Source organism: Chromohalobacter sp. 11-W (assembly GCF_029889905.1).
GTDB lineage: Bacteria > Pseudomonadota > Gammaproteobacteria > Pseudomonadales > Halomonadaceae > Chromohalobacter.
The window spans coordinates 14052-39698 of sequence record NZ_JARANZ010000014.1; the positions used below are offsets into that span (position 1 = coordinate 14052).

Below are 25647 nucleotides of genomic sequence, written 5' to 3' on the forward strand. Positions count from 1 at the left end.
CCCGGTTGCCGGTTCAGCGTAACTACTGAGAAATCCTCGATAGTTCGCCAGGTGGCGCCTTAGCTTGCACTGCGCCACCACCCAAGTGGGCCCGTGCCGCCCTGCATCGCCCCCAAGGCAGCGGGGGAGGCTCTGGGTATGCCGAGGGGGCCGGAATGCACGCCCACAGCCGCAAAGAGATCCGGATAGGTCATCGCCAGTGTCGTTGCCATGGCCGCGCCTGCCGAGAGCCCCGCGACATAGCCCCGGCTCGCATCGAGCCCATGCGTGTCGATCACCTGACGGGTCATGCCGGCAATGATCGCCGGCTCGCTATACAAACGGACGCGCTATGACCTACTTCTCGGTCATGGCCCGCAAACCAGTGACGACTCGCTCAAAGAGCCCCGCATCGGGCCGCGCCCGGGCCAGGGTGATCGCGCCCTGTATCCCCGCCACCACCTGCTCGGCAATTGCGTCGGCGTACTTCGCGTCGTGGCCCAGGCGGCGCAGGGCGGCGGCGAGCGCTTCGATCCAACGGGCGAAGTACGCGTTCACGGCGCTGGCGAATCGGTCCCGCGTGTCCGACAGCGCGAAGGCGCCCACCAGGCAAATTCGCTGCCCGGACTGAAAATAGGCGGAGACCGCCTCCCACATCGCGTTAATCGCCGCCCTTGGGTCTGTCGCCATCCGGAGGGGGACGAAGATTTCGTGGTCGAACCAGGCATCGATGTCCTCTAGAACTGCCGCCGCCATTTCCGCCTTCCCGCCCGGGAAGAAGTGATACAAGCTGCCACGGCCCAGTCCGGTCCGTTGAGTGATGACCGACAGGCTCGCGCCCTCGAAACCGTGCTCGCGAAAGGCCTCTCCCAGCAGAGGAAGCACATCCGCGCGCTCCATCACCGTGCGCGCCACCCTCAGAGCCCCAGAGCGCTGAGCCCGGGATGGTCGTCCGGGCGGCGGCCCAGGGGCCAGTGAAACTTCCGCTCGGATTCCGTGATGGGCACATCATTGATTGATGCGATCCGCCGCCGCATCAGGCCCTGGTCGTCGAATTCCCAGTTCTCATTGCCGTAGGCCCGGAACCACTGCCCGCTGTCGTCGTGGCACTCATAGGCGAAGCGCACCGCGATGCGGTCGCCACCCCAGGTCCAGACTTCCTTGATCAGGCGGTAGTCGAGCTCGCGGGTCCACTTGCGACGCAGGAAGGCGACGATCTCCTCGCGGCCGCGCAGGAACTCCCCACGGTTCCGCCACAGGCTGTCTTCGGTATAGGCCAATGACACCTTTTCGGGATCGCGGCTGTTCCAGGCGTCTTCCGCCATGCGCGCCTTTTGCGCGGCGGTGTCCTGGTCAAAGGGGGGAAGGGGTGGTCGGACCATCTTGAATCTCCTGTTGTGTACCAATCGAAATATACTTTAACGATTGGTACAAAGAAAGAGTCTGGGGTGATCGGCCTTGAGTATCCCGGTCCGGAAATGGCCTGCTGGTGCTCAAGCCCACTGCCAATTCCCTTATCAATGCCGCGAGCCAGTTCATTCCCATCAAGCGCGACCTGCTATTGGGTTAAGGCAATGATGTGGCGTGGCGTCGAGGAATCGCCGTCAGGCTCTCGTGCGGCTCAAGGAATTTTAGTAATACCAGTTATCCGGAAATTCCGGATAGTTCGGCTCTCGTTAGATTACGCACGCCCGCGATCATCTGGTTTCCGTCTTTAATCCCGCATCAGCAATGGTTGGGTAGCTCCTCTTCCTGACGAGTAACAGCGCGCACAAAGCTGGTGGGGGATTGGCCGAGCACTTTGCGAAACATGCTGGAGAAGGCGCCGGGGCTGTCGTAGCCGAGTTCCAGTGCAGTTCGGGTAACGGAGCTGCCCGATAGCAGTCTGGGAACGGCGGCCATCAGGCAGGCTTGCTGGCGCCACACTGCGAAGGACATGCCGGTCTGTTGACGGAACAGGCGATTGAAGGTGCGTTGGCTGCGATGCAGTTGCCACGCCCAGTCCTCGGGCAGGCTATGGATATGTGGTTGGCCGAGAAAATCTCTGCACAGGCTGGCCAGTTGGGGATCCCGGGGTAGAGGCGCAAACAGCGGCAATGCCGGTGCCAGTTGCAGCTCGTACAGTAGGAGCTGGGCGAGGGCGCCATCGCGACCGCTCTTGTCATAGAGCGCGGGCATGTTGGCGGAGGCCAGCAGCAGATGATGGAGGAGTGGTGACACGACCAGCACTTCGCAACTGGGTGAGGAACGTGGAGCCGCGAGAGGCTCGATATACAGGCTACGGGTACTGACGCCGTTCATCCGCACCCGGTGGCGCTTGCCCGCAGGCAACCAGACACCGCTGTAGGGCGGTACCATCCAGGTGCCGTCATCGGTGTCGACTTCCATCAAGCCCGTCATGCCGTAGAGAAACTGGGCACGCCGATGGGTATGAAAATCAAGCACGGTGCCAGGGCTGTAGTCGGTGCCGATGGCCACGATGGGTCGCGCGACATGATCCACGTCCGCAAGAGGGATATTAAGCATTTGTCCTCAGCGTGGCCGAAATACAACGATTATTGGCTAACTGGCGAATGTCGGCCACCCCTTATCGGAATATCGTCCCTGTCGTTGAGTTTCATCAGGAGAGTTTCGGTGTATAGCGTATTGCTTCTCTGCGGCGGGTTGGCCGGAGTCACCACCGTGTTGTTTGGTTTCGGTGGTGGTTTCGTCGTGGTTCCCTTGATGTATACCTTGCTGATTGCCGTCCATGGGACGGATAGCGCGACGGGGCTGGCGGCCATGCATATCGCGGTAGCCACCTCGACCGCACTGATGATCTTTGCTGCCTCTCTATCGACATGGCGTCATCACCAGCGGCGGACCGTGCAATGGCGTCTGGTATGTCCGTTAGTGGGCTTTATCGCTATCGGTGCCGTGTTCGGTGCGGCAGTGGCAGTGTCGTTGAGTGGAGACTGGGTGCGCTGGGTGTTCATCGGCTATCTGGCGATCACGATTGCGGATGCCGTCCTGAGGCCCGGTTTCCTGCACCAGGCGAGTGGTGATGTACGTCCCCTGGGCCGCCTGGTGACGGCGATGACAGGCACGTTCATCGGCACAGTCGCCGCCTTGCTGGGTGTGGGCGGCAGCGTAATGACCGTGCCGCTGATGCGCCGCAGAGGGGCCAGCATGACGGCGGCCACGGCGATGGCCAACCCGTTGTCGTTGCCGATGGCGGTGAGCGGCACCGCGACCTACGTGTTGCTGTCGGCCAGCGATACCGCTCTGGGCGCCTGGTATGCGGGGTATGTGGATCTGCGCGCCTTACTGGCGCTGGCGGTGGGATCGTGGCTCGGCATCCGCCTGGCGTCGCTATGGATCGGGCGTATTCCCGATCGTATTCATGCCGGGGTGTACCTGTTACTGCTGACGGTAATGCTGGTGGTGATGGTCGTCATGCACTGAGCCGCGCCTTCATGAGACTGTATGGCTGACATAACGGCAGATGTCCGAGCTCTTCGGCGTCAAGCCGCAGAACGTCACGATCCACTTGAAAAATATCTACGCTGAGGAAGAGTTGGTGAAGGAGGGAACTTGTAAGGAATTCTTACAAGTTCAGATTGAAGGTAGCAGAAAGGTCGAGCGTGCGAGGCTGCACTACAACTTCGATGCCATCATCTCCGTCGGCAATCTCGATCAGTCCGTCTTCGGCGAGCCAGCCTATCCGAGTATCGAGTCGAAAGCTGTGCACCTGCTCTATTTCGTGATCAACGATGTCGGTTTGGCCGCGCTGACGCTGCTCACGAGGCGAGAAACGGTCGCCAATATCACTCTGGCGGTCGCGATACTGTCGGGCTTGCCGGGGCACACCATCCTTGATGACGCGCCCGAGTCAGGGTTAACGGAGGGACTTGAGGAGTTCCGGTAGTGCCAGACTGATCTGCGGGAACAGGGTCACTAGCGCCAGCACCCCGAGTAATGCCAGCAGGAAGGGCAGGATCGAGCGGATGATCTGCTCCACTGGTACCTGCGAGATCTGACTGGCGACGAACAGGTTCACTCCCAGGGGCGGGGTCAGGAACGCGATCTGAGTATTGATCATCAGGATGATGCCGAAATGGACCGGGTTGATGCCGAAGGCGGTCACTAGCGGTACCAGGATCGGCGCCAAGATAATGATCGCCGACATCGTCTCCATGAAGGTCCCGACCAAAATCAGGAAGATGTTGATCCAGAGCAGAATCATCAGCGGATCGGTTGAGATCCCGGCCATCGCGGCAGATATCTGCTGCGGAATCGTCTCGAGGGTGATGGCCTTGGCCAGTAGCGCGGAGCAGGCCACCACGATCATCAAGGCACCGGAAATCCGATGAGTCAGCTCAAACGCCTGGTGTAGCGCGGGCAGATCCAGGCGGCGGTAGACAAACCGGGCCACTACCAAGGCGTAGAACACCGCTACCACGGAGGCTTCCACGGGAGTGAAGAGCCCGGAATAGATGCCACCGAGAATCAGGACAGGCAGAAACAGGGCGAACTTGGCCTGCCAGATCAGCGACGCCAGGCTTTCGGACTCGTCTTCCGCCTCGTGAGCCGGCGCCACCACCGCGCCGTTGCGCTTGGCCATGATGTAGGCGGTACCCACCAGTACCGTGCCCATCAGCAAGCCGGGTAACAGGCCGGCGGCGAACACATCGGCGATGGAGACGTTGGCGATGATGGCGTAGATGATCATCGGATTGCTGGGCGGGATCAGGATGCCCAGGGTGCCGCCGGTGGCGGTCACCGAGGCTGCGTAGGGCGCCGGGTAACCATAGCGTACCATGGATGGAACCATGATCGATCCGATCGCTGCTACGGTCCCAGGGCCGGAGCCGGAAATGGCGGCGAAGAACATGCAGGACAGGATGGTCACGATGCCCAGACTGCCGTGAATGTGGCCGAACATCCGCCGGAAGATGCGGATAATGTCGTGAGTAAGGCCGCCCTTTTCCATGATGTTGCCGGCGAGAATGAACGCGGGAATCGCTAGCAGGGCGAAATTGTCAACGCCGTTGAAAATGCTCTGGGCGGCGAATACCAGGTCGGCGCCGAGTAACCAGGTCGCTGCGAAACCGGTCAGGCCTATTGCCGCGTAGATCGGCACCCCTAGCAAAAGCAACAGCGGGAGCAGGATGATCAGGACGAGCTGAACGTCGGTCATGGTGACTCCTCCACGGCATTGCCCTTGGCGTTACCGGCCCATAGCCGACTCAGCGCTGAAAGCACGAACGCGATGACCAGGACCACGAATAGATAGTTGGTGTTGAAGCCCAACACGGGCGATACGCTTGGGTACTTTATGCCGTCCAATACGTTCTGAAAGCAGTAGACGATCATCAGTACATCGAATACCAGGAGCAGGGCGGTGATCAGTCTTTCCATCGGCCTAGCGCCGATGAGTCGGCTCAGGCAGTCGTAGAGCACGCCGATCTTCAGTTCGGATTTCATCAGCGTCGAGTAGCTCGCACTGATGAACACGAAGGAGATGAAGGCAAACCGCGAGAGTTCCTCGGTCCATTCCATGCCGGCGTTGAAGCTGCGGCCAATGATCTGCAACAGCAGCGCCAGGACCATTCCGGCAAGGAGCAGGTGGCACAGCGTTAGTTGTGTTCGTCTGAGCAGGCTATACATGGGAGTCTCCCGTCGACCTGTTCTCGGTCGACAGCTGGCGTGATTGTTTTATTGTTTGCTTGCTTTGTAGGATTCGAGGATTTCCAGGGCTTTTTCTGTGAGCTCCTCGCCATCCTCACCGATCAGGTGGTAGTAGTCGGGCCAGGCGGCGCGGGCCTTTTCCAACCAGGGCGTTTCATCCTCGATCTCGGTGATCTCGACGCCGGCTTCCTCGGCCTGTTTCCACCAGCGGGCCTCGTCCAGTGGTTGCCACCAGCGCACATACTCGGTGGTCTCGCGCCCGGCGCGTAGCACCGCCTCCTGAAGATCCGGTTCCAGGCTCTGGTACCAGCGTTCGGATACCACGATGGGGTGGGTCAGGATGGTGTAATGCAGCCGGCTGATGCGTTCGATCACCTCGTCGAACTTCATGCCGATGATGTCGCTGACCGGGCTGTCCCCGCCTTCGACCACGCCCTGCTGCAGGGCGCTATATAGCTCGTTCCAGGCGATCGGCGCTGGCGAGGCGTTCCAGGACTTGTAGGTCCCGAGCATGATGGCGTTGGGCGGCACGCGCATTTTCAGCGACGCCAGGTCCTCCGGCGTCTGGATCGGCTCGGGGGCGTTGTAGAAGAAGTGCCGCCAGCCGGTGTTTTCCCAGCCAACGATGCGCACCCCCGCTTCCTCTATCACCCGGGACTGGAGGGTCGGAGTGATATGATCCAGCAAGTAGTTGGATTCCTCGGTGCTCTGCGTCAGGTAGGGGAGCAGCAGCACGTTCATGCTGGGCGCCACCTGGGCCATGTTGTTGGTAGCGGGGATCGTCACCTGAATCACGCCCTGGCGGGCCTGCTGCAACATCTCCTTTTCGCCGCCCAGTTGCGAGCCGGGGAAGATAACTGGACGAACACGGTTGTCAGTATATATTGCCACCAGTTCCGCGAAGCGCTTGAGCGCCACGGTTTGCGAACTCCACTCCATGTTCAGGGAGTGGGCCAGACGCATGGTGACCTGGTCGTCTTTCTTAGGGACCGATTGCCAGTCGAACGGATTGGGGGTGGCAGCGTGGGTCCCGGTGGCGATGATCAGGGCGGCTAGTGCCGTCAGCTTGGCGATTGTTTTCATGATCATGTCTCAGCTTTTTATGGCTATGGAACGCGGCCGCCGTCGCCGGTGGGTCGCGTTTTGCGATGAAACAGGCGTTACCAGGCCAGGTAGGCGGATTGCTCGACGGTATAGAAGGCCGAGGCGGAAGCGCCCACGGAGTAGGCCCCCAGGCCGGAGTGCTTCATCCCGCCGAAAGGCATGTTCACGTCGGGTACCGTGCCATTGTTCACATGCAGCATGCCGTTTTGGCTCTCATCCAGAAAACGCTGGATAAGGGCATGAGAGTCAGAGAATAGGCTCGACGTTAAGCCGTATTCGGTTTCGTTCAGTAGCGATAGCGCTTCGCCGAAATCGTCATAGGGCAGTACCGACAACACCGGACCGAAGATTTCCTCCTGGCTGGCAGTCCGAGATACCCCGGCATTGTCGAGCACGGTGGGTCGATAGAAGTAACCGCTCTCGCAGCCGGCTACGGTGGCACTGTCGCCGCCGGTAATCAGGGTGGCGCCTTCGTCCACGGCCCGGGCGGTAGCGGTCTTGACGCTCTCGAAATGGGCGCCGTTGCACAGCGGCCCCAAGGTGGTGGACGGGTCGAGGCCGTCGCCTAGCGTCAGTGCCCGGGCGCGGGCGGCCAGGCCTTGGACCACCGATTCCTGGAAGTCACGGTGCACGATTACCCGACTGAGACTGGTGCAGCGCTGGCCGCCGGTCTGAAAGGCGGCGCCGAACACCTGGTCCAGACAGCTATCCAGATCTTGGCTGTCGTTGATGATCACGCCGTTCTTGCCGCCCAGCTCCAGTTGAGTGGGGATCAGACTGGTCGCCGCTGCCTGAGCCACCTTGCGGCCCACTGCCACGGAGCCGGTGAAGCTGACGCCGTCGAAGCGGCCGGCGGCGGTGAGCTCGCTTGTGAAGGCGCCGCCGCAGGGCATCACCTGCACCAGGCCGGCGGGGAAGTGCCGCTCGGCGATCTCCGCGAGAATGAACGCCGCCGCCGGGGTGAACTGGGATGGCTTGATCACCAGAGCGTTGCCGAAGGCGATCGCCGGGCACAGCTTGCGCAGCGGCGTCATGGCCGGAAAGTTCCACGGACAGATCGCCAGTAGGGTGCCGCGCGGGCGGCGCAGGATCAGGTTGCGCACCCGGGGCCGGGCGGCGGCGGTGGTTTGCAGTTGCTGGCGGGCCGCCTCACCGGCCATGAATTTGCCTTCCGCACAGCCCTTGAGGGTTTCGTTGCGGGCTTCCACCAGGGGTTTGCCCTGTTCCAGGGTGATCGCTTCGGCGATGCGATCCACATCGGCGCTCACGTCATTAAGGAAGGCTGTGAGGCGGTCGCCACGTGCTACCGGCGGCACGGCCGCCCATTCCCCTTGCGCATCGGTGGCCCGTGCCAGCACCGCGTCCACGTTGGCGGCGTCGCGGGTTTCGGCGTAGGCGCCGACGATTTCGGTGGGACGCGCCGGGTTGCGGGTCTCGAAGACGTTGCCGCCGCCGTTATGGTTCCGGTAATCGTATTTCATCGTGCTTGCTCCCGAAGAGGTGGGTTGTCGAGGATCAGAGCCGCGCCTTTCTCGCCGATCATCAGCGAGGACGCGTTGGTGTTGGCGGAGGTCACCATCGGCATCACCGAGGCATCCACCACGCGCAGGCCATCTACGCCACGCACGCGCAGTTGCGGGTCGACCACGGCGCGGTCGTCGCTGCCCATGCGGCAGGTGCCCACGCAATGGAAGACGGTGCCGCCCTTATGGCGTACCGCTTCCCAGAGGGCGTCGTCGTCGGCCACCTCGGCGCCGGGTTCCACCTCCAGATCCCAGAGGTCGCGGAACGGCGGTTGGGCGGCGATCTCGCGCAGTATCTTCACGCCTTCCACGATCACCTTGCGGTCGAACGGGTCGGCGAAGTAGTTGGGGTCGATCACCGGCGCCGCCGCCGGGTCGGCGGAGGCGATGCGCACCGTGCCCCGCGAGCGCGGATGGCACTGCCACACCGAGGCGGTGAAACCGGGGTAGTCGTGCAGGGGCGTGCCGGGCTTGTCCACGGACAGCGGCATGACGTTGAACTGCACGTCCGGCCGGTCGCCTTCGGCGTAACGGGTGCGGGCGCTGCCGCCCACCTGACCGGCGCCCACGGTGAGGGTGCCGGAGGCGCGCAGCAGCCATTCCAGGCCCATGCTGGCCAGCTTGAAGGGATTGCGTACATCGCTGTTCAGCGACAGCTTTTCCTTGAGCCGGTAGATGATGCGTACCTGGTAGTGATCCTGCAGGTTGGCGCCCACCTCCGGAGACTCATGGACCGGCTCGATGTCGTGCTCGCGCAGCAGTTCGCCGGGGCCCACGCCGGACAGCTGCAGAAGCTGCGGTGTCTGCAAGGCGCCGGCGCAGAGCACCACTTCCTTGGCGGCGCGGGCCTGGTGGGTCCGCTCGCCCTGGCGCCATTCCACGCCAATGGCGCGCTTGCCTTCGAACAGCACCCGGTTGGTGGGCGCCTCAGTGATGATGGTCAGGTTGGTGCGGTCCTTCACCGGGGTCAGGAACGCCTTGGAGGAACTGCAGCGCCAACGGCCTTTCAGGCTGAGCTGGTAGGGGCCCACGCCCCTGGTGTCGCCGCCGTTCATGTCCGGGTTGTAGGGCAGTCCCCAGGCTTCAGCGGCTTGCAGCCAGGCGCGGCAAGCCGGGTTGTCGGTGCGCATGTCGGAGACGTGCATCTCGCCGCTGTCGCCGCGGTAGGCGTCATCGCCGGCGCCGGTGTAGCGCTCCAGCTTGCGGAAATAGGGCAGCACCTCGTCGTAAGACCAGCCGGTGGCGCCTTGCTCGGACCAACCGTCGAAGTCCTCGCGCTGACCGCGAATGAAGATCAGGCCGTTGATAGAACTGGAGCCGCCGATCACCTTGCCCCGGGGCCAGACGATATTGCGCCCGCCGGTTCCCTCGGAGGGGCGGGTATCGAAAAGGCGCGCCACACCGGTGTCGTAGATCGAGCGGTAGTAGCCCACCGGGAAATGCAGCCAGAAGTTGCGATCCCAGCCCCCTGCCTCCAGCAGCAACACCCGGTTGCGCCCGTCGGCAGAAAGTCGGTTGGCGACGATACACCCGGCCGAGCCGGCACCTATCACGATGTAGTCGTATTGATTGTCGGGCACCGTTTACTCCTCGGTGTGATTTTCGTCTCTAGATGTCCTTAAGTCCTAATGTTAGGACTTTAGTTGATTAGAACGTTTCCACATGCTAGAGTTTCTGTCAAGCGTTTCTCGGAGATGGTTCTTCCAAGGGCATTGCGCGGTAACGGCATTCCAAAAGCGGTTTTTGCCATTACCATAAAAGAGCTGTTGCCCGTCTAGGCAGCGGTGAGAACGGGCTTCGGAGTCATTCAGTGATTGCGGATTGCTTCGCCGCTAAGTTCTGTGTTTACGCACCCGCCCAGGCGGCGGTCACCGGGAAAGGATCGAATGGCTGACCACAACGACGAAAACGGGTTGCTCAACGCGAGCCCCATTCCGCTCTACTTGCAACTGGCGGATATCTTCCGCTATCGGATCGATCGCGGGGTTTGGTCGGAGGGCACTATGCTGCCGCCCATCGATGTTCTGATGAAGGAGTTCTCGGTATCCCGCGTCACGGTGCGTCAGGCACTGCAGTTGCTGGCCCGCTCCGGCCTAGTCAAGATGCAGCGAGGAGTGGGTACCTTGGTGATCAAGAGTGCCGGCGAGCGGCATCCGGTGAAGATGGAGACCACGCTGGACGCCCTGGTGGAGGCCTACCGCGGCGATACGCCGGTGGTCACCAATATCTCCGATTCCAGCACGCCGCCGCGCCTAACCGAGAGTGATGGCGTGCCGGCGGAGACCTACCACCATTTGCGCAGGGTGCATGCCCGCGATGGCGTTAAGTACTGCGTGATCTCTATCTATCTGGAGCAGGGCGTGTTCGAGAAGGCGGAGCAGCGGTTTCGCGACGAGATCATCCTGCCGGTGCTCATGTCCCTGGACGTCACCGTGGCCCAGGCCAAGCAGAGCATCACCATCTCCAAGGCGGATCTGGAAGTGTCGCGCCTGCTGGACATGCCGCTGGGCGATCCCATCGCCAATGTGCGCCGGGTGCTGGTGGATCCGGACAACACCATTATCTATGTCGCCGAGGCGGTGTATCGCGGCGACTACATACATCTGGAAATGGACCTGAAAGCATGAAAAAACCGGTCGCTGTCCGCGATATCAAGGCCTTCGTTTACCGTTGTCCCCTGGAAACTCCGGTGGAAACCTCTTTCGGAACGATGTCGGACCGACCCATGGTCGTGGTGCGTGTGACCGACGAGGATGGTCACCAAGGCTGGGGCGAAATCTGGTGCAATTTTCCCATGGTGGGCGCCGAGCACCGCGCGCGGCTGGTGGACAGTGTGTTTCGGCCATTGATGAAGGGGGCGGTTTACGACACCCCTCGGCAGGCCTTCGACGCCCTGCAGGCCGGCACCCGTGTATTGGCGCTGCAGTCCGCGGAGCCGGGACCGTTCGCCCAGTGCTTGGCAGGCATCGACATGGCGCTGTGGGATCTGTGTGCGCGCCGCGAGGGCCAGCCGCTGTGGCGTTATCTGGGGGGCACCTCGGACTGCATCGGCGTGTACGCCAGCGGGCTGAACCCCACCGGGCCGGAGCGCTTGGGCCGAGCCATGGCGGACCTTGGCTATACCCGCTTCAAGCTCAAGATCGGTTTCGGGATGGAGCGCGACCGGGCCAACTTGGCGGCCCTACGCGATACGTTGGGCGCGGACGCGGGCCTGATGGTGGACGTGAATCAGGGCTGGACCCTGGATCAGGCCCGCGAGCAGCTGCCGGGCCTGGAGGACCTAGACCTGAAATGGATCGAGGAGCCGTTGCTGTGCACGGCGCCCTGGTCGGAGTGGCGGGCCCTGGCGGCGATGACCTCGATTCCGGTGGCCGCTGGCGAGAACCTGATGGGTGAGGCGCGTTTCCGGGAAGGCATCGACAGCGGCGCGCTCTCCATCATCCAGCCGGACACGGCCAAGTGGGGTGGTATCAGCTGTGGCTTGCCCCTGGGGCGGGCAATCAATAACGCCGACCTGTGCTACTTCCCGCACTATCTAGGTGGCGGCATTGGTCTGCTGGCCTCGGGGCATTTGCTCGCGGCGGTGGGCGGCGAGGGCGCCTTGGAGGTGGATTCCAATCCCAATCCGTTGCGCGGCGAACTGGCCGGGCCGCTCAATCGGGTAGAAAATGGAGTTGCCGTCTTGGGTGAAGCGCCGGGTATCGGCGAGTTGGACGGGCTTGAACGGCTGGAGTCCTATCTGATCGGCGAACGTTGACAGTTGAGTGCCTATCGCGAGTGCCTGGTTGTTGAACAAGGGGGATGTACCTTTGGATCCGCATCGCCGATTTCGATGGTTCCGTCTGCACACGGGGGCGCCGCCGGACCCCCGCTTTACACTTGCCAACGAGCGTACTTTTCTGGCTTGGATCCGTACCGCGCTGGCGTTACTAGCCGGCGGTATTGCCATAGAAGCCTTCTCCAGTGAGCTGTTTTCCGATTTCGCTCGCCTAGGTTTGGCGGTTCTGCTGACTACGCTGGCCATGGTTATAAGCATCAGCGCCTTCTTTCGCTGGCTGAGGGTTGAGCAGGCCATGCGGCTTGCTCGCCCGATTCCACCGCCGTTGCAGATCCCCATGCTCTCGCTGATGGTGGCCGCGGTGACGATAATGTTCGCGATACTGTTGGCTTCATGAATATCGCCTTCCTGAACAGCGGCGGGAATAGAGACGACAATGGCTCAATTGCTGCATTTGGACCCCGGACTACAGCCTGAACGAAATTGGCTCGCCTGGCGCCGAACTCTTGTGTCCTTGGTGGTGGCGAGTGCCCTGCTCGTGCGCTGGTTGCCATACCATTCTCTGATGACTTGCGGACTCTGGCTGTTGATGGTGTCGTGCGCTTGCCTGATCGGTATGTCGTTGCAACGCCGCTATCGTCTGCAATGCGGTTACCTCAACCGGGAGCATGCGGTGCCGGCCCTGGGCTCGATATTGGCGTTGACAGCGGCCATGCAAGTGATATCCATGACCTGCCTGATGGTGATACTGGGTGGGTTTTAAGCAAGACAGACAAGGATGTCTTCTACACCCTGCACGCTCCGTCCCCGGCTCGGTCGTCAACTTCTTCGGGCATTACAAGTTCCACTATTTGCCCGCCAGCCTGCGATAACCGTTCGAAGTAGCCCCCTGCCGAGTCGATAGAAATCTAGCGTTCAATCCGGCCCGTCATACCCATGAACTCTCCCTTCGTTGGGATAACCGCCGTGTGTGCCGTGCCGGCACCAGAATCTAGCCCACTGCGGCGTCCAAGTGGCAGGAAGTATCCAGGAACTGGTAAGACCAGTTGTTGGATACGAAAGTTTAATTGTTGACCACGCAGAACCGCCATAGGCTTTCTTGCAAGAGGGATTGATGGCGCTTCCCTGCCAATATCGAGTTTTGAAGCTTCGCTGATGCTTCAGTTTGAGCAACGTAGGCGTGTCATTGGTGCCAAGAGGTAAGACCAGAGGAGGATGCATGGCTGAGGAGACGGCCCGAGGGAAGGGTGAGGAACTGCGCGGAGCCGAGAAGGTATTCGGCTATTTCCGCGATCAGGTCCTTTCGGGGGCGCTGAGCCCCGGGGATCGCCTGCCCAGCGAACGTGAACTGTCGCTGACTCTGGGAGTGGGGCGGCCGTTGCTGCGCGAGGTCATGCGGTCGCTCAACATGCTGGGCGTACTCGACATCCGCCATGGCAAGGGGGCTTTCATCGCCCGCGCCAACTTCGGGATGCTGTCGGATTTCTTCACCTTTTATCTGGCCCAGGAGCAGAGCGCGCTCGATGACGTCATGCAGGCCCGTATCGCCATCGAGTGTCAGGCCATCCGCCTCGCCTGTGAGAGAGCTACGGATGCCGACATCTCCCGCATCGAGACGTGCTTCACGCAGTTGACGGAGACCGTGGATGATCCGGAGCTGGGCGGTCGCTCGGATTATGAGTTCCACATCGCCATCGTGGAGGCGAGTCACAGCCAGACGTTGATCACCCTCTATCACGCCATCTCCAACATGCTGCTGAAAAGTCACGTCGAGCGGCGAAGAACGACCGCGAACGCACCCGAGATCATCGAGAGCCATATCGATTCCCACCGCCAGGTGTTCTTGGCAATCGTCGAGGGCGATGGCGACCTGGCCCACCAGAGGCTCCGCGAACACTTCGCGATAGGCGACGAACTGCGCCGGCGAAGCATTATTGCTGCCCATACCAAGGGCAGCGCCAGCACGTACTCAACCGACAAATATAAGTGAGGCACGCATGTTCACGAGAATCGGCATGGGAGTGGCCACGGCGGCATTGGCGCTGGGCCTGAGCACCACGGCATCCGCTGAAACCCTGCGCTACGCCCACGTAGGGGCGGAAGGCGACCTTCAAACCCGTTACGCGGCCGAAGCCGCCAAAGAGATCAACGAAGCTACCGAGGGCAACATCTCGGTTCAGGTCTTTCCCGCCAGCCAGCTAGGTGGCGTGGCCGAAATGGTGGATGGGGTACGCATGGGGTCCATCGGCATGGGCCATCATGACTTTGCCTCGCTGGCTCGGATCGTGCCGGAGGCGGCTGTTTTCAATGCCCCCTACGTCTATCGCGATGCCGAGCATGCTTTGCACGCGACAGCGCCGGAGTCGCCGGCAGTGCAGAAGATCAATCAGCAGCTGATCGAAGAGGGTGGTGTTCGCATCATTGGCAGGATCTACCGGGGCAAGCGTCATATCTCTTCCAACTTCGCGGTCAAGTCGCCGGAAGATCTCGACAACAAGCCTTTCCGGGCCGTGCCGCTGGATCTCTGGGTTTCCATGGTCAAGGGCTTTGGCGCCACGCCGACACCCGTCGCGGTCTCGGAGCTTCCCACGGCACTGATGACCGGGCTGGTGGTCGGCCAGGAAAACCCGCTGACCATGATCAACGCCAACCAGCTGTACGAAGTCCAGTCGCATGTCTCGCTCACCGGTCACATGGATTCCGTGCTGGCGGTATTCGTGAACGAGAAGGCATGGCAGTCGCTGGATGAGTCGGATCGCAGCGCCATCAAGAAGGTGCTCGACGAGAAGGCAGAACAGTCGCTGCAGTGGGCAGAAAGCTCGGAAGACGAGCTGGTGCAGACATTGACGGACAAGGGCATGACGGTGCTGGACGAGGACGACGGGCTGGACGTGGAAGCCTTCCGCGAGCAGGTGCGGGCCCAGGTCGACCAGGACTTTCCGAACTTCAAACCCTACATCGACATGATCTCGAAGGTCGAGTGAGTTAGCGCCAGGAGCCCCGGAATGGGGCTCCTTGGCGAATGGTTCGTCAGTAAAGGAGTGTCGGCATGCATCTAGTCAGGAGGCTGCTTGAAGGGTTGTGCGCCTTGTTGCTGGCGGGGATCGTGCTGGTCCCGCTGGCGCAAGTCATCCTGCGGCAAGTCTTCACCAGCCCGATGGTCGGGGCGGAGGAGTTCACCCGCTTCTTGCTGGTCTGTCTGGTCTTCATGGCTTATCCGTTGGTGGTCGACAACGGCGAGAACATCGTCATGGCCGAGCTTCGAGAGTCGTTGCCGACATGGCTGCGCGGGCCCGTGAAGGTGGTGATTCTATTGTGCACGATCGCGGCCAGCGCCTTTATCGCCTATGCCACGGTCATCACTATGCAAGCGAACCTCGGCAATACCACGCCGACCCTCAAGATTCCGTTCTGGCTGTTTTTGGGATCGACATTGCTCGGGTTCAGTGCCGCATGCCTGTTGCATATCGTCCATGGCAACAAGCCACCCGCCGCTGACGTCGGACCCAACCAATAAGGGGTAATCATGGGCATTGCCTTGATCATCGGCTTCCTGGCCCTGTTCATTCTGGGGTTCCCGGTCGTTTATTCCATTCTGATTCCCTCCATTGGCTATGTGCTGATCGAGGGCTTTCCCAGCGGTCTACTGGCCCAACGCATCACCTATGCACTCGACAGTTTTCCCCTGGTGGCCGTGCCGATCTTCATATTTGTGGGCAACATCATGAATCTGGCGGGCGTGACCGAGCGCATCTTTCGTTTCGCTGATACGCTAGTGGGCCGGGTGCCGGGCGGGCTGGCACAGGTCAATATCTTTTCCAGCCTGATCTTTTCGGGGATGTCCGGCGCGGCGTTGGCCGATGTCGGCGGGCTGGGCAAGATCGAAATCGAGGCCATGCGCAAGCGCGGCTTCGCGGCGCCTTTTTCTGCTGCCGTCACGGCCTCGTCGGCGGTCGTGGGGCCGATCTTTCCGCCGAGCATTCCCCTGATCGTCTATGGCTCGGTGACCAGTGTCTCCATCGTGCAGTTGTTGATTGCAGGCATCGTGCCGGCACTGATCTGCATCGCGTTGCTGATGGCGACGGCAGCCGTGCTGGCGCTGCGTGGCAACATGCCCCGTGCGGCACGCCGGCCCACCCTGGGGGAGGTCTTGTCGGCACTGCTGCCGGCGCTACCGGCGTTGCTGGCGCCGGTCCTGATGATCGCGGGGATGATGAGCGGTCTGTTCACCCCGACCGAAGCGGCGGCGGTCACGGCCGGTTATGTGCTGTTGGTCAGCGGGATGGTGTACCGGGAACTGACCTGGGCGCACTTGTGGAATGCCATGATGGTCACGCTTCGCAGTACCAGCGCCATCTTGATCATCGTCGCCGCCGCCTCGTTGTTTGGGTGGATTCTGGCCGTCGAGCAGATTCCCCAGGAATTCGCCGGCTGGATTCTGCAGGTCTCGAAGGATCCGCTGGTACTGCTGCTGATCGCCAACCTGATCTTCTTTGCGGTGGGCATGTTCCTCGATTCCACCACTGCCACGCTGCTGGTGGTGCCGGTGATTGCACCGCCCATGGTGCTGGCCGGTGTCGACCCCGTGCACCTGGGCATCGTGGCGATCTTCAATCTGATGATCGGCCTGCTGACGCCGCCCATGGGGCTGTCGTTGTACCTGATTTCGTCGATTGCCAGAATATCGCTACGCCAACTGCTGTGGGCGTTGATTCCCTTCTATGTGCCGCTGCTGACGACGCTGGCCATTATCACGTTTGCCTCGGACCTGGTGCTCTGGTTGCCCGGCATGCTTCGCTAAACAAAAACCTGGAGTAGATATATGAAGATCGTCATAGGCTCGGATCATGCGGGCTACAGGCTCAAGGCCTCGGTGGTGGAATACGTGGAATCGCTCGGCCATGAGGTGGTCGACGTGGGGTCACACGATGACACCCCGGTGGATTTCCCCGATATTGCGAAGCAGATGGCCGGCAAGGTGACGAGTGGCGAGGCGGCCCGGGGCTTGATGGTCTGCGGTACCGGCGTGGGCGCCTCCATTGCCGCCAACAAGATTCGCGGCATTCGCGCTGCGGTGTGCCATGACATCCACTCGGCGCACCAGTGCGTCGAGCACGATGACGTCAACGTGATGTGCATCGGTGCACAGATCGTCGGCCCCTGGCTGGCCAACGACCTTATCAAGGCCTATCTCGAAGCCGAGTTTTCCACCAGCGAAGAATTCCGCCGGCGCGTGGAAAAGCTGCATGCCATGGAAAACGAAGGCTAGAACCGCAATCGATAGGATATCCAGGCCGCCGAGCGCCGGTCAGACGCTGGCGGCCATGAAATTCAACCAACCCTCCAGCCCCTCCCCTGAAGCCGAACGCGTCGGTTATCGCGTATCATGCAGTCAAGCCAACGCTCGCCTTCCGGGGCTGGCGCCTCACTGCCTGCCGGGGATCTCCTTGCCATGACAAGCGTCGCCATCTTCGTGGATACCCAGAACGTCTACTACACCGTGCGCGAAGCCTACGGCAAACACTTCGATTACCGTCGGTTCTGGGCGAGGGCGACGGCGAACCGGGAGGTACTGGCCGCGCGCTGCTATGCCACCGACAAGGGCGACGCGAAGCAGCGCGAGTTCCAGAATATTCTCCGCTCGATCGGCTTCGAGGTCAGGCTCAAGCCGTTCATCCAGCGCGCGGATGGCTCCGCCAAGGGCGATTGGGACGTGGGCATCACGCTCGATGCCATCGAGTATGCGGTACAGGCGGATGTGGTGGTGCTGGTCTCCGGCGATGGCGACTTCGACCTGCTGGCGGAGAAGATCCGCGAGGTGCATGGCAAGCGCGTCGAGGTCTACGGCGTGCCCAAACTCACCGCCAATTCTCTTATAAACGCCGCGAGCCAGTTCATACCCATCGAGGGCGAGCTGCTGCTGGGGTGAGGCGCTGATGCTGAGTTGCCGGATTCGTCGGAGAGGGCGTGCTATGGTCGGTTAATCTTGAACTCACTCGAACAAGACCGACATGAGCGAACAACTACAGATCCTGATCTACGAGGATGCCGACAAGGCGGTCGACGTGTGTCTGGACGAAGGGCTCGAGACCGTCTGGCTGACGCAGCGGCAGATGGCTGAGCTGTTCGACGTCAAGCCGCAGAACATCACGATCCACTTGAAAAATATTTACGTCGAGGAAGAGTTGATGGAGGAGGGAACTTGTAAGGAATTCTTACAAGTTCAAATTGAAGGGGGCAGAAAGGTCGAGCGTGCGAGGCTGCACTACAGCCTCGATGCCATCATCTCCGTCGGTTACCGCGTCAACTCCCGGCGTGCGGTCCGCTTCCGCCAGTGGGCAACGCGCGTCTTGCGGGAGCATCTCATCCAGGGCTGGACGCTGCATCAACAGCGCTTCGAGGCCAATGCCCAGGAGTTGGAAGCGGCGATGGCGCTGGTGCGCAAGGCGGCGCACAGCCCGTCGCTGGATGTGTCGGGCAGTCGTGGGTTGGTGGATATCGTCGCGCGTTATGCGCAGACGTTTCTGCTGCTGCAACGCTATGACGAAGGGCTATTGAGCGATCCCGACGTGCAGGCGGGCGGGCAACTCCCTACGTTGGACATCGCGAGAGCGGCGCTGGGCGAGTTGAAAGCCGAATTGATAGAACGGGGAGAGGCGACCGACCTGTTTGCGCGGGATCGAAGCGATGGATTGGCCTCACTGCTGGGTAATCTCGACCAGTCCGTCTTCGGTGAGCCGGCCTATCCGAGTATCGAGTCGAAAGCTGCGCATCTGCTCTATTTTGTGATCAAGAACCATCCGTTCGCTGATGGCAACAAGCGCAGTGCGGCCTTCCTGTTCGTCGACTTCCTGCACCGTAATGATCGCCTGCTGTCATCGACGGGAGAGCCTGTGATCAACGATGTCGGTTTGGCCGCGCTGACGCTGCTGGTCGCGGAGTCCGATCCCGCCAACAAGGAGACGATGATCCGGCTGATCATGAACATGCTCGCCGGTGAGGCAACGTCCGCTTGAATTCAGGAACGAAAACGATCCGAGGTATCGAACCGTTCACTGAGATTCTCTCGTATTCATCGCCACCGAAAATTACTCAGAAGGAAATTCTGCAAATGAGAGCCTTAGGGGGATCGCCATGATTAAGTGATGACTATCGCATCAGCATGATGAGTCCGCCCCAAATTAGCCAAAGCACGCCCAAAGGCTGGTAGACAGCGAATACCCATACACAGAGACGCATAAGCCATCTGGGTGCATCGATGATAGCCTGGACTCGATCCTCACGCCCCTCGAACACGTTGCGCCGATACCAACGAGTATTGCGAAGTGCGATGATTCGACCATAGGTGCCAAGTCGGTAGTAGGATACAGGCAACCCTTTGAATAGACTCTCACCTTTTGGTAATAACACGCTCAACGCCTGATCGGCTCTATCGATAACGAATGGTGCTAAGATCAAGCCAGCAATGACAAGAAAGAAGCCGATGGCGAGCACTGCGCCGTTGCCGAAGACAAAAATGATCCAGGGTATCGAACCGTTCATTGATCTGCCTCGTCGTTGCCACCGTCGTAAACCACTTCGTAAATGGCTTGGCCGAAGCCCGTTCCCACAGCATCACCAAACTCGTTACCGACATACCCACCTGTTCCCATCAAAACAATGCTGCAAGTAAGGGCTCCGGCGGGGTTGCCGATGCCAAGGCAAACTATGCCACTCGCAGTTCTTCCGCCGGCACCACCGACGGCGGACGCAAAGGTCCGACCAGTCAGCGCTGAATAACCAACGATCTGCGCCTTTCGGCACTGTTTGGTCGTTGAATAGGCCGTGCAGGAAGATTTGACCTTGAGTTGCGTGGCGGTCACATCCAGCGCGATGCCGAGATACGTTGCCGCGTCGAGCGTTTTGGCGATGGAGCTGGCTTTTCTGATGCCATCCATGACGGTTGGCACATTGAATGTTGGGAAACCCTCGAACGCCTGCGATGCTCGATGAACGAGCTTGTTGGTTTTTACACCCAGCTTGAGCTTGAGAGCCTGTGCCGTTTCCGAAAGCTCGAATGCGCCCGCCATGAAGGATTGCGACTCCCCCTGTATCTTCGACAGCAGCTTCTCGCCATTCGCCTTCACGTATTCCTGTCCTTGATCCCAGACGTTGGCCAGGTCGTCGACGGCGTCAGCCGCTTGTGCCTTGAGCGGTTCCAGCGCTGTTGCAGTGACGCCCATCTCGGTCGAGGCATCACTCAGTGACTCGGATAGCTCGAGCATCGCCTCCCAGTTCGTCATCATGATGTCGGCTTGAGAAGGTTTTAACTGCTGGACTGAGGTCTGGATCATCCGCGCCTGGTCCTGCAGTTGCTGTTCTTCGGCCATGCACATCTGATTGTCGGGATCGCTCAGCACAACCATTGATCCTGGCAGGACGTAATCGGGCAAGTGGCTGTTCAGCCGGTAGAACATCGCATCTACGTCAGGTGACGGGGAGGGCAGCAACTGCTGCTTGATTTGGTCACGATAGCCCGCCTCGCGCACGATATGGAACCCAGGCTCGAGACCATCTTTTTCTTCGTCACGATGCCTGGCGGCAGCAGCGGCTGCTGGATCGCGATGCGTGGCCGGCGTTGCCTTCGGCGCCGGGGCAGGGTCTGCACTACCCAGCATGTGATAGCCCTGCGCCATCGACATCAGGCGAGCGCCACAGGCCGTTCGGCAGCCGTGAAACGCGACGGGTTTTCCGTTGATTCGGATCGTTGGATGTCCCTCGACGATAGTCGTCACGCCGTTATGGCCGTCCTGTGGGCACGTCACCTTGTCGCCAACACAGGCCACGGCGACTCCATCAACGATGTAATTCTGCTGCCCAGTGATGACCTTGCCGCCATGGCTCGTCGGATCACCCACCCGAATCATACCGTCGCCGGGTTTGAACATGCGGACTCCGCTTCAATATTGGTAGATATGGTCGAGGGTCAACTTGAGGAGATCAAGTATAAGTATGTAATGAATAGTTTATGTATTCGAGTACGCGGCACAGGCGGATGTGGTGGTGCTGGTCTCTGGCGATGTCGCGAGCCTGCCGGATTCGTCGGTGAGGGCGTGCTATGGTTGGACTTGGTGCTTCGGCAGGTCTCAGAGCCTTGATCGATGAACTGAAAATATCTCAGCGATGCAGTGGCGCATCGAGCATTAAAAGTGAATAACAAGCCGCTCGAGGTTGTTGATCGCGCTCTACAAGCTAATCGACTCGCAGCAGTCGAGTGCGCTTCGCGAAGCGCTGACCTCCAGAGAGCGGAGTCTCGAGGAAACCGCCGAAATACTCGCCGCTGCTCACGTTCACTGTTATGCCGATACCAGCGGCGAGTGGCATGCCATCGGTGCGGCGCTAGCGGGCAGCGAGGAAAAAGAGGCGGTCTATCAGGAATTGCTCGACGGCTATGTCCAGCTGTTCGCCGGGGTATTGAAACCGTACTGCGAGATGGCCGATGCCGATCTTGAACGCTGCTGCGTTGGCTTGATCGGCGCAGGAGATGCGCTCGCAGCGGCGATGGTGCGCAGCAACTGCAGCGAGGCCGACGCGACAAAGACGTTCGCGTCGCTGATTCGGGGCACCTTGAAGAGTAGGTAGAGAATAGGAGGCGCCAACATCGCTTCAGACCTGACGTAACTCGGCCAGGATACGGCGCCCGCGCAGGCAATCCTCTTCGTGCGCTTCGTCGCGCCATGGTTCCTGAATGCCTTGCTCGACCCATGAGCGAACCGCCGGGTGCTCGAGCAAGCGCTCTGCATAGGCGCTGGCCTGGGCCGACAGGGTCAGCCCGTAGGTGCGATAGCGAACCGCCACGGGCGCGTAGAACGCATCGACCGCACCGAATGCCTCACCGGCGAGCCAGGGCCCACCGAAGCGATCGAGGCCTTCCACCCATAATTCCGCCAGCCGCGTCAGATCCTGCTCCAGCGCTGGGCTCGGTGTGCCCAGTTCGATCCTCAAGCCGCAGTTCATCGAGCATTCGTCGCGTAACGCCATGAAGCCCGAGTGCATTTCTGCGCAAGCCGAGCGTGCCCAGGCTCGCGCCTGCTTATCCGCCGGCCATACGCCCGGGTGCGCTTCTGCCAGGTACTCGATGATCGCCAGAGAGTCCCAGACCAGCACATCGTTGTGCTTGAGGCAGGGGACCTTGCCGGTGGGCGAAAACTCTCTGAACGCTTGCTGGATTGCGGTGCCTGCGAAGGGCGTCAATATCTCCTCGAACGCGATATCGCAAGCTGTCATCAGCACCCAGGGGCGCATGGACCAGGAGGAGTAGTTCTTGTTGGCGATATAGAGTTGGTAATCCAAAGATATTCTCCTGAGCGAGGACGAGACTTGGACAATCGAACGGGAGCGAATGGCACCGGCACAAGTCTAGCTCGAGTTTGTTAAGCGTTGTCGAAAGTTTAAGTGATCGCCCACCAATGACGATGGTGGCCATCGGCGAGCCATACGTCCGGCTATCCCATGGCCGCTTGACATCGTCGACCCCCGGTTGCGTGCGCTAGGGCCCTCCTGCGTCGTTGATCATCATGCTCGTGGTGTTGTGGAAGCTTTTCCGTGTAGCGCTGAGTCAACGTTTCTACTTGATGATAATATTTTTCTAAATAAAAAGCATTCACGGTCGATATTCGAATGGCGGTGAGCCGCAACAACTTAAAAGAAACGACGAAATTAAAGGAAATGTCGATGTACAGGAATGTGATTGCAGGGCTTCTGCTATTGGCGACGTTGGTCGTCTCGGGGTGCGCCTCGGTACCGATGGGGTCCAACGACGCGGATCAAGCACTGAAGCAGTTCCCTACACCGCCGCAGGAGAAGGCTGGGCTGTATGTCTACCGTGACAGTTTCATGGGGAAGGCGCTGAAGAAATCGGTTTCCCTGGATGGCCAGCTTCTAGGTGAAACGGCCAATGGCGTCTACTTCTATGAAGTGATCGAGCCGGGCGAACATAGTCTGTCGACGGAGTCCGAGTTCAGTGACAACTCGATCGATTTCATGGCCGATGCCGGTGAGAATTATTTCGTCGAGCAATACATCAAGATGGGTGTATTCGTCGGTGGTGCAGGACTGAATATGGTCGAAAAAACGAAGGGCATGGAGGCGGTGCGTGAGTGCTGCCGCCTGGCCGCTTCGCAGTAGGCCTACGACCTGCCGGGCACCGCTCGGCAGGTCAGCCTACATTACTCACGTCTTTTCATTTTAAAAAAGCCGTTCATGTGTACGTTCGGTGTGCCTCCACTCACCGATTCACGATATCCAGATGCGGGATCGCCGGACAGGCCGGTTAGCGGCCTTGGTGGCGAATCCTATGTGGCCTCGTAAACTAGCACTTGAGTGTTTTTTCAACGTGCTGCCAGAACGCTTCTATGGGGTTGGGGATGGGTGTTGCGGCTCCCGTGACCAAACCAAACTGGCGGTATATCGGGGGCGTTAAGGGTAGGGCACGTAACCCTTTTCGATCTCGCGGTAGGGTGCACTCCGGAACCACGGCGATCCCCATCCCTTCTCGTACTAACGCACAGGCGCTGGCCCAGTCTCGCACCGTTACGCGAATGTTCGTTAGTTCCACACCTGCATCTCGAGCCAAGCTCTGAGCGTTCACTGTGCAGCCACCAGTGGCATGGATGAACGGTTGTGTGGCGAGTTCAGTAAAGTCGACTCCATATGCGGAAGCGCGCCGCGCCAAGAGATGAGAAGCGGGTACCAGGACCACCCAAGCATCGCGACCGAGTATCAAGGCTTGACGGTCCGGTGTGGGATTCAACACCACACCGAGATCGATAGCGCCACTGGCCAGCCACGCCTCGACTTCTTCATCGGTGCCTTCCAGAGCAATGACCTCGATGCCGGGGTGGCGCTGATGGAAGGTGGTCAGTAAGGGAGGGAGTTGATTCGAGATAACCGAGTGGAAGCTACCGAGACGCAAACGACCGCGACCAAGTCCTTTCTGCTCTTCGGCTAGGCCGCGAATGCTGTCGAGGCTCGTCAACATGGAACGTGCGTTGTCGACGACCAGCTCACCGAAGGCAGTCATGCTGGCCTCCCGTCGCATGCGAGTGAACAGCTGCGATCCCAGCGCCTTTTCCATCTGCGCGATAGCCTGGCTAGCCCCGGATTGCGTCATGCCGACGCGTTCGGCTGCCTGGGAGATAGTGCCAGCATCCGCGACGGCGACGATCAAGCGCCAGTGGGTCAGGTTCATCATGTCAGTAGCTCAGCTAATGGCTATACAGTGAAATATTAATTTTACGATGTTGGGAGCGATTAGCACACTCTGAAAGACCAGTGGCACCTCGGCGTGTCGTGCATACCAACAGAGATGATTCCGATGAAGCTTTATTACGCACCCAATACCTGTTCACTCTCGCCGCATATCGTTCTGCGCGAATTGGCGTTGCCATTCGCGTTGGTTCGTGTCGATAACCGCAAGAAAGTGACGGAAGATGGTCGAGATTTTTTCACCATCAACCCTAAGGGCTATGTAGCGGCCTTGGAGCTCAAGGAAGGACAAATCCTGACAGAAGGACCTGCCATACTCCTGTATTTGGCTGACCTCGAGCCGCAGATGAATCTTTCGCCAGCTGTTGGGAGCTGGGAGAGGATCCGTTTACAAGAGTGGCTGGCTTTCATTAATAGTGAGATCCACGCTGGTTTGGCGCCGCTATTCAACGCGGAACTGCCCGACGCTGCCAAAGGCGTCTTTCGCGATAAAATTTTTAAGCGCTTTGACTACCTGGAAAGCACTCTCGAGCAAAAGGACCATTTGATGGGCGAGCACTTTAACGTTGCGGATGCCTACTTGTTCACGGTGTTGGGATGGTGTCGCTTCTTCGATATCGGCCTCGATCCTTGGCCGGCGCTGGCGAGCTATATGGCTCGGATAGGAGACAGGCCGGCTGTTCGGGCGGCACGGCAAGCCGAGGGGGCCTAGTCGGCGTTGGTGCCTCGCATGCCCAAGCTCACCGCTAATTCCCTTATTAACACCGCGAGCCAGTGCATACCCATCGAAGGCGATCCGCTGCTGGGGTGAGGCGCTGCTGGAGTGAGGCGCTATAGCCGTGGAACTCGCGCGACATCTCGCCATGGTGCAGGCGCTCGTTATGGCTCGAGACCGTCGCGGTCCAGTAGTGGTGCTGCTCGGTTAAGTGTCAGCCCCGGATGGCGTGCGATCTCGATCGTAACGCTCTGCGAGCGGAAACGGTGGCAACCAGTGTTCACGCCGAATGGTCCATAGCTCATAGGTCGGCATGAATCGATCGGGTGCATCGAGCGTACCCAGGTGGACTTCGATCTCGCCATCGCTCATCGAGAAGACCGATGAGCCGCAGTTGGAGCAAAAGTGGCGCCCCTGGTACTCGTGCGGCTCGCCTTCGATGATCACCGCTTCCGCGAGGTAATCGGCGGCGGCATAGAAGAGCGCGCCGTGATGCTTGCGGCAGTCCATGCAGTGGCAAATGCCGACCCGAAGTGGCTCGCCATGCGCAGTGACTCGGATTTTGCCGCACAGACAGCCGCCGGTTACTGGATCCATTGTTATATCTCCTGAAATATCATGCATTTGAATCT

At 60.2% G+C, this 25647-nt stretch carries 30 protein-coding genes; 16 read left to right on the forward strand and 14 right to left on the reverse strand.

Translation table 11 applies throughout. The features are described from left to right. Positions 1-59: 59 nt before the first annotated feature. From OP494_RS16065 to OP494_RS16080, 4 genes are all read right to left on the reverse strand, one after another. Positions 60-320, reverse strand: a complete 261-nt coding sequence (locus OP494_RS16065) for a PHB depolymerase family esterase (RefSeq protein WP_280542340.1) — start codon at positions 318-320, stop codon at positions 60-62. Positions 321-336: 16 nt separating this feature from the next. After that, entirely contained in the window at positions 337-894 is a 558-nt protein-coding gene (locus OP494_RS16070; RefSeq protein WP_280542342.1) for a TetR/AcrR family transcriptional regulator, read from the reverse strand. Positions 895-896: 2 nt separating this feature from the next. Further along, entirely contained in the window at positions 897-1361 is a 465-nt protein-coding gene (locus OP494_RS16075; RefSeq protein ID WP_280542345.1) for a nuclear transport factor 2 family protein, read from the reverse strand. Between the two features lie 343 nt (positions 1362-1704). Beyond that, complete coding sequence (locus OP494_RS16080) at positions 1705-2505, reverse strand: helix-turn-helix transcriptional regulator (RefSeq protein ID WP_280542347.1); 801 nt, start codon at positions 2503-2505, stop codon at positions 1705-1707. A gap of 108 nt (positions 2506-2613) precedes the next feature. Here OP494_RS16080 and OP494_RS16085 point away from each other — a divergent pair, with 108 nt between their 5' ends. Together OP494_RS16085 and OP494_RS16090 are read left to right on the forward strand one after the other, a co-directional pair. Further along, a complete protein-coding gene (locus tag OP494_RS16085) occupies positions 2614-3423 on the forward strand; it encodes a sulfite exporter TauE/SafE family protein (RefSeq protein ID WP_280542348.1) in 810 nt (269 codons plus the stop codon). 40 nt (positions 3424-3463) lie between these two features. Then, positions 3464-3886: a hypothetical protein gene (locus tag OP494_RS16090; RefSeq protein ID WP_280542349.1), complete on the forward strand. Its 423-nt coding sequence runs from the start codon at positions 3464-3466 to the stop codon at positions 3884-3886. On the opposite strand, the gene OP494_RS16095 is transcribed toward OP494_RS16090, so the two are convergent. The 5 genes from OP494_RS16095 to OP494_RS16115 form a co-directional block, all read right to left on the reverse strand. Next, a complete protein-coding gene (locus OP494_RS16095) occupies positions 3857-5158 on the reverse strand; it encodes a TRAP transporter large permease (protein WP_280542350.1) in 1302 nt (433 codons plus the stop codon). The genes OP494_RS16090 and OP494_RS16095 overlap by 30 nt on opposite strands. After that, the gene (locus tag OP494_RS16100; RefSeq protein WP_280542355.1) at positions 5155-5628 is read right to left on the reverse strand and encodes a TRAP transporter small permease subunit; all 474 of its coding nucleotides are present in this window, start codon (positions 5626-5628) and stop codon (positions 5155-5157) included. Before OP494_RS16100 ends, OP494_RS16095 begins: the two co-directional genes overlap by 4 nt. 48 nt (positions 5629-5676) lie before the next feature. Continuing rightward, complete coding sequence (locus OP494_RS16105; RefSeq protein ID WP_280542364.1) at positions 5677-6738, reverse strand: TRAP transporter substrate-binding protein; 1062 nt, start codon at positions 6736-6738, stop codon at positions 5677-5679. 71 nt (positions 6739-6809) lie between these two features. Next, a complete protein-coding gene (locus OP494_RS16110; protein ID WP_280542372.1) occupies positions 6810-8234 on the reverse strand; it encodes an aldehyde dehydrogenase family protein in 1425 nt (474 codons plus the stop codon). Continuing rightward, on the reverse strand, positions 8231-9856 hold the full coding sequence (locus OP494_RS16115) for a GMC family oxidoreductase N-terminal domain-containing protein (protein ID WP_280542374.1): 1626 nt from the start codon (positions 9854-9856) through the stop codon (positions 8231-8233). Before OP494_RS16115 ends, OP494_RS16110 begins: the two co-directional genes overlap by 4 nt. Before the next feature lie 306 nt (positions 9857-10162). Between OP494_RS16115 and OP494_RS16120 the strand changes: the two genes are divergently transcribed. From OP494_RS16120 to OP494_RS16170, 11 genes are all read left to right on the forward strand, one after another. Further along, positions 10163-10903, forward strand: a complete 741-nt coding sequence (locus OP494_RS16120; protein WP_280542376.1) for a GntR family transcriptional regulator — start codon at positions 10163-10165, stop codon at positions 10901-10903. Next, positions 10900-12033 (forward strand): mandelate racemase/muconate lactonizing enzyme family protein, encoded by a 1134-nt coding sequence (locus OP494_RS16125; protein ID WP_280542379.1) that lies wholly within the window; start codon positions 10900-10902, stop codon positions 12031-12033. The genes OP494_RS16120 and OP494_RS16125 overlap by 4 nt, the downstream gene beginning before the upstream one ends. Positions 12034-12085: 52 nt before the next feature. Then, positions 12086-12451: a DUF202 domain-containing protein gene (locus tag OP494_RS16130; protein ID WP_280542381.1), complete on the forward strand. Its 366-nt coding sequence runs from the start codon at positions 12086-12088 to the stop codon at positions 12449-12451. A 39-nt stretch (positions 12452-12490) separates the two neighbouring features. Continuing rightward, positions 12491-12817: a DUF202 domain-containing protein gene (locus OP494_RS16135; RefSeq protein ID WP_280542385.1), complete on the forward strand. Its 327-nt coding sequence runs from the start codon at positions 12491-12493 to the stop codon at positions 12815-12817. 456 nt (positions 12818-13273) lie between these two features. Next, positions 13274-14044, forward strand: coding sequence for a FadR/GntR family transcriptional regulator (locus OP494_RS16140; RefSeq protein ID WP_247619459.1), 771 nt, complete (start codon positions 13274-13276; stop codon positions 14042-14044). A 7-nt stretch (positions 14045-14051) separates the two neighbouring features. Continuing rightward, positions 14052-15038 (forward strand): TRAP transporter substrate-binding protein, encoded by a 987-nt coding sequence (locus OP494_RS16145; protein WP_280542399.1) that lies wholly within the window; start codon positions 14052-14054, stop codon positions 15036-15038. A 65-nt stretch (positions 15039-15103) separates the two neighbouring features. Beyond that, entirely contained in the window at positions 15104-15571 is a 468-nt protein-coding gene (locus tag OP494_RS16150; RefSeq protein WP_247619461.1) for a TRAP transporter small permease, read from the forward strand. 9 nt (positions 15572-15580) lie between these two features. Continuing rightward, positions 15581-16855: a TRAP transporter large permease gene (locus OP494_RS16155; protein ID WP_280542402.1), complete on the forward strand. Its 1275-nt coding sequence runs from the start codon at positions 15581-15583 to the stop codon at positions 16853-16855. A 21-nt stretch (positions 16856-16876) separates the two neighbouring features. Continuing rightward, on the forward strand, positions 16877-17323 hold the full coding sequence (gene rpiB / locus OP494_RS16160) for a ribose 5-phosphate isomerase B (protein WP_280542407.1): 447 nt from the start codon (positions 16877-16879) through the stop codon (positions 17321-17323). 183 nt (positions 17324-17506) lie between these two features. Further along, positions 17507-17983: an NYN domain-containing protein gene (locus tag OP494_RS16165; RefSeq protein ID WP_280542408.1), complete on the forward strand. Its 477-nt coding sequence runs from the start codon at positions 17507-17509 to the stop codon at positions 17981-17983. Between the two features lie 82 nt (positions 17984-18065). Next, positions 18066-19070, forward strand: a complete 1005-nt coding sequence (locus OP494_RS16170; protein WP_280542410.1) for a virulence protein RhuM/Fic/DOC family protein — start codon at positions 18066-18068, stop codon at positions 19068-19070. 133 nt (positions 19071-19203) lie between these two features. On the opposite strand, the gene OP494_RS16175 is transcribed toward OP494_RS16170, so the two are convergent. Both OP494_RS16175 and OP494_RS16180 read right to left on the reverse strand, forming a co-directional pair. Continuing rightward, positions 19204-19596, reverse strand: coding sequence for a hypothetical protein (locus OP494_RS16175; RefSeq protein ID WP_280542412.1), 393 nt, complete (start codon positions 19594-19596; stop codon positions 19204-19206). Beyond that, positions 19593-20981: a PAAR domain-containing protein gene (locus tag OP494_RS16180; protein WP_280542413.1), complete on the reverse strand. Its 1389-nt coding sequence runs from the start codon at positions 20979-20981 to the stop codon at positions 19593-19595. The genes OP494_RS16175 and OP494_RS16180 overlap by 4 nt, the downstream gene beginning before the upstream one ends. Positions 20982-21264: 283 nt before the next feature. On the opposite strand from OP494_RS16180, the gene OP494_RS16185 reads away from it, so the two are divergent. Next, the gene (locus OP494_RS16185; RefSeq protein ID WP_280542414.1) at positions 21265-21675 is read left to right on the forward strand and encodes a TetR/AcrR family transcriptional regulator; all 411 of its coding nucleotides are present in this window, start codon (positions 21265-21267) and stop codon (positions 21673-21675) included. A gap of 24 nt (positions 21676-21699) precedes the next feature. On the opposite strand, the gene OP494_RS16190 is transcribed toward OP494_RS16185, so the two are convergent. Next, positions 21700-22386: a glutathione S-transferase family protein gene (locus OP494_RS16190; RefSeq protein ID WP_280542416.1), complete on the reverse strand. Its 687-nt coding sequence runs from the start codon at positions 22384-22386 to the stop codon at positions 21700-21702. A gap of 327 nt (positions 22387-22713) precedes the next feature. Here OP494_RS16190 and OP494_RS16195 point away from each other — a divergent pair, with 327 nt between their 5' ends. Next, positions 22714-23220 carry a DUF2846 domain-containing protein gene (locus tag OP494_RS16195; protein ID WP_280542419.1) on the forward strand — a complete coding sequence of 169 codons (507 nt, stop codon included), beginning with the start codon at positions 22714-22716 and terminating at the stop codon, positions 23218-23220. A 184-nt stretch (positions 23221-23404) separates the two neighbouring features. Here the strand turns inward: OP494_RS16195 and OP494_RS16200 are convergent, their stop codons facing one another. Beyond that, a complete protein-coding gene (locus tag OP494_RS16200) occupies positions 23405-24286 on the reverse strand; it encodes a LysR family transcriptional regulator (protein WP_280542420.1) in 882 nt (293 codons plus the stop codon). Positions 24287-24409: 123 nt separating this feature from the next. On the opposite strand from OP494_RS16200, the gene gstA reads away from it, so the two are divergent. Beyond that, a complete protein-coding gene (gene gstA / locus OP494_RS16205; protein WP_280542423.1) occupies positions 24410-25012 on the forward strand; it encodes a glutathione transferase GstA in 603 nt (200 codons plus the stop codon). A 210-nt stretch (positions 25013-25222) separates the two neighbouring features. Here gstA and OP494_RS16210 read toward each other — a convergent pair whose 3' ends face one another. After that, a complete protein-coding gene (locus OP494_RS16210) occupies positions 25223-25612 on the reverse strand; it encodes a GFA family protein (protein WP_280542425.1) in 390 nt (129 codons plus the stop codon). Positions 25613-25647: the final 35 nt, after the last annotated feature.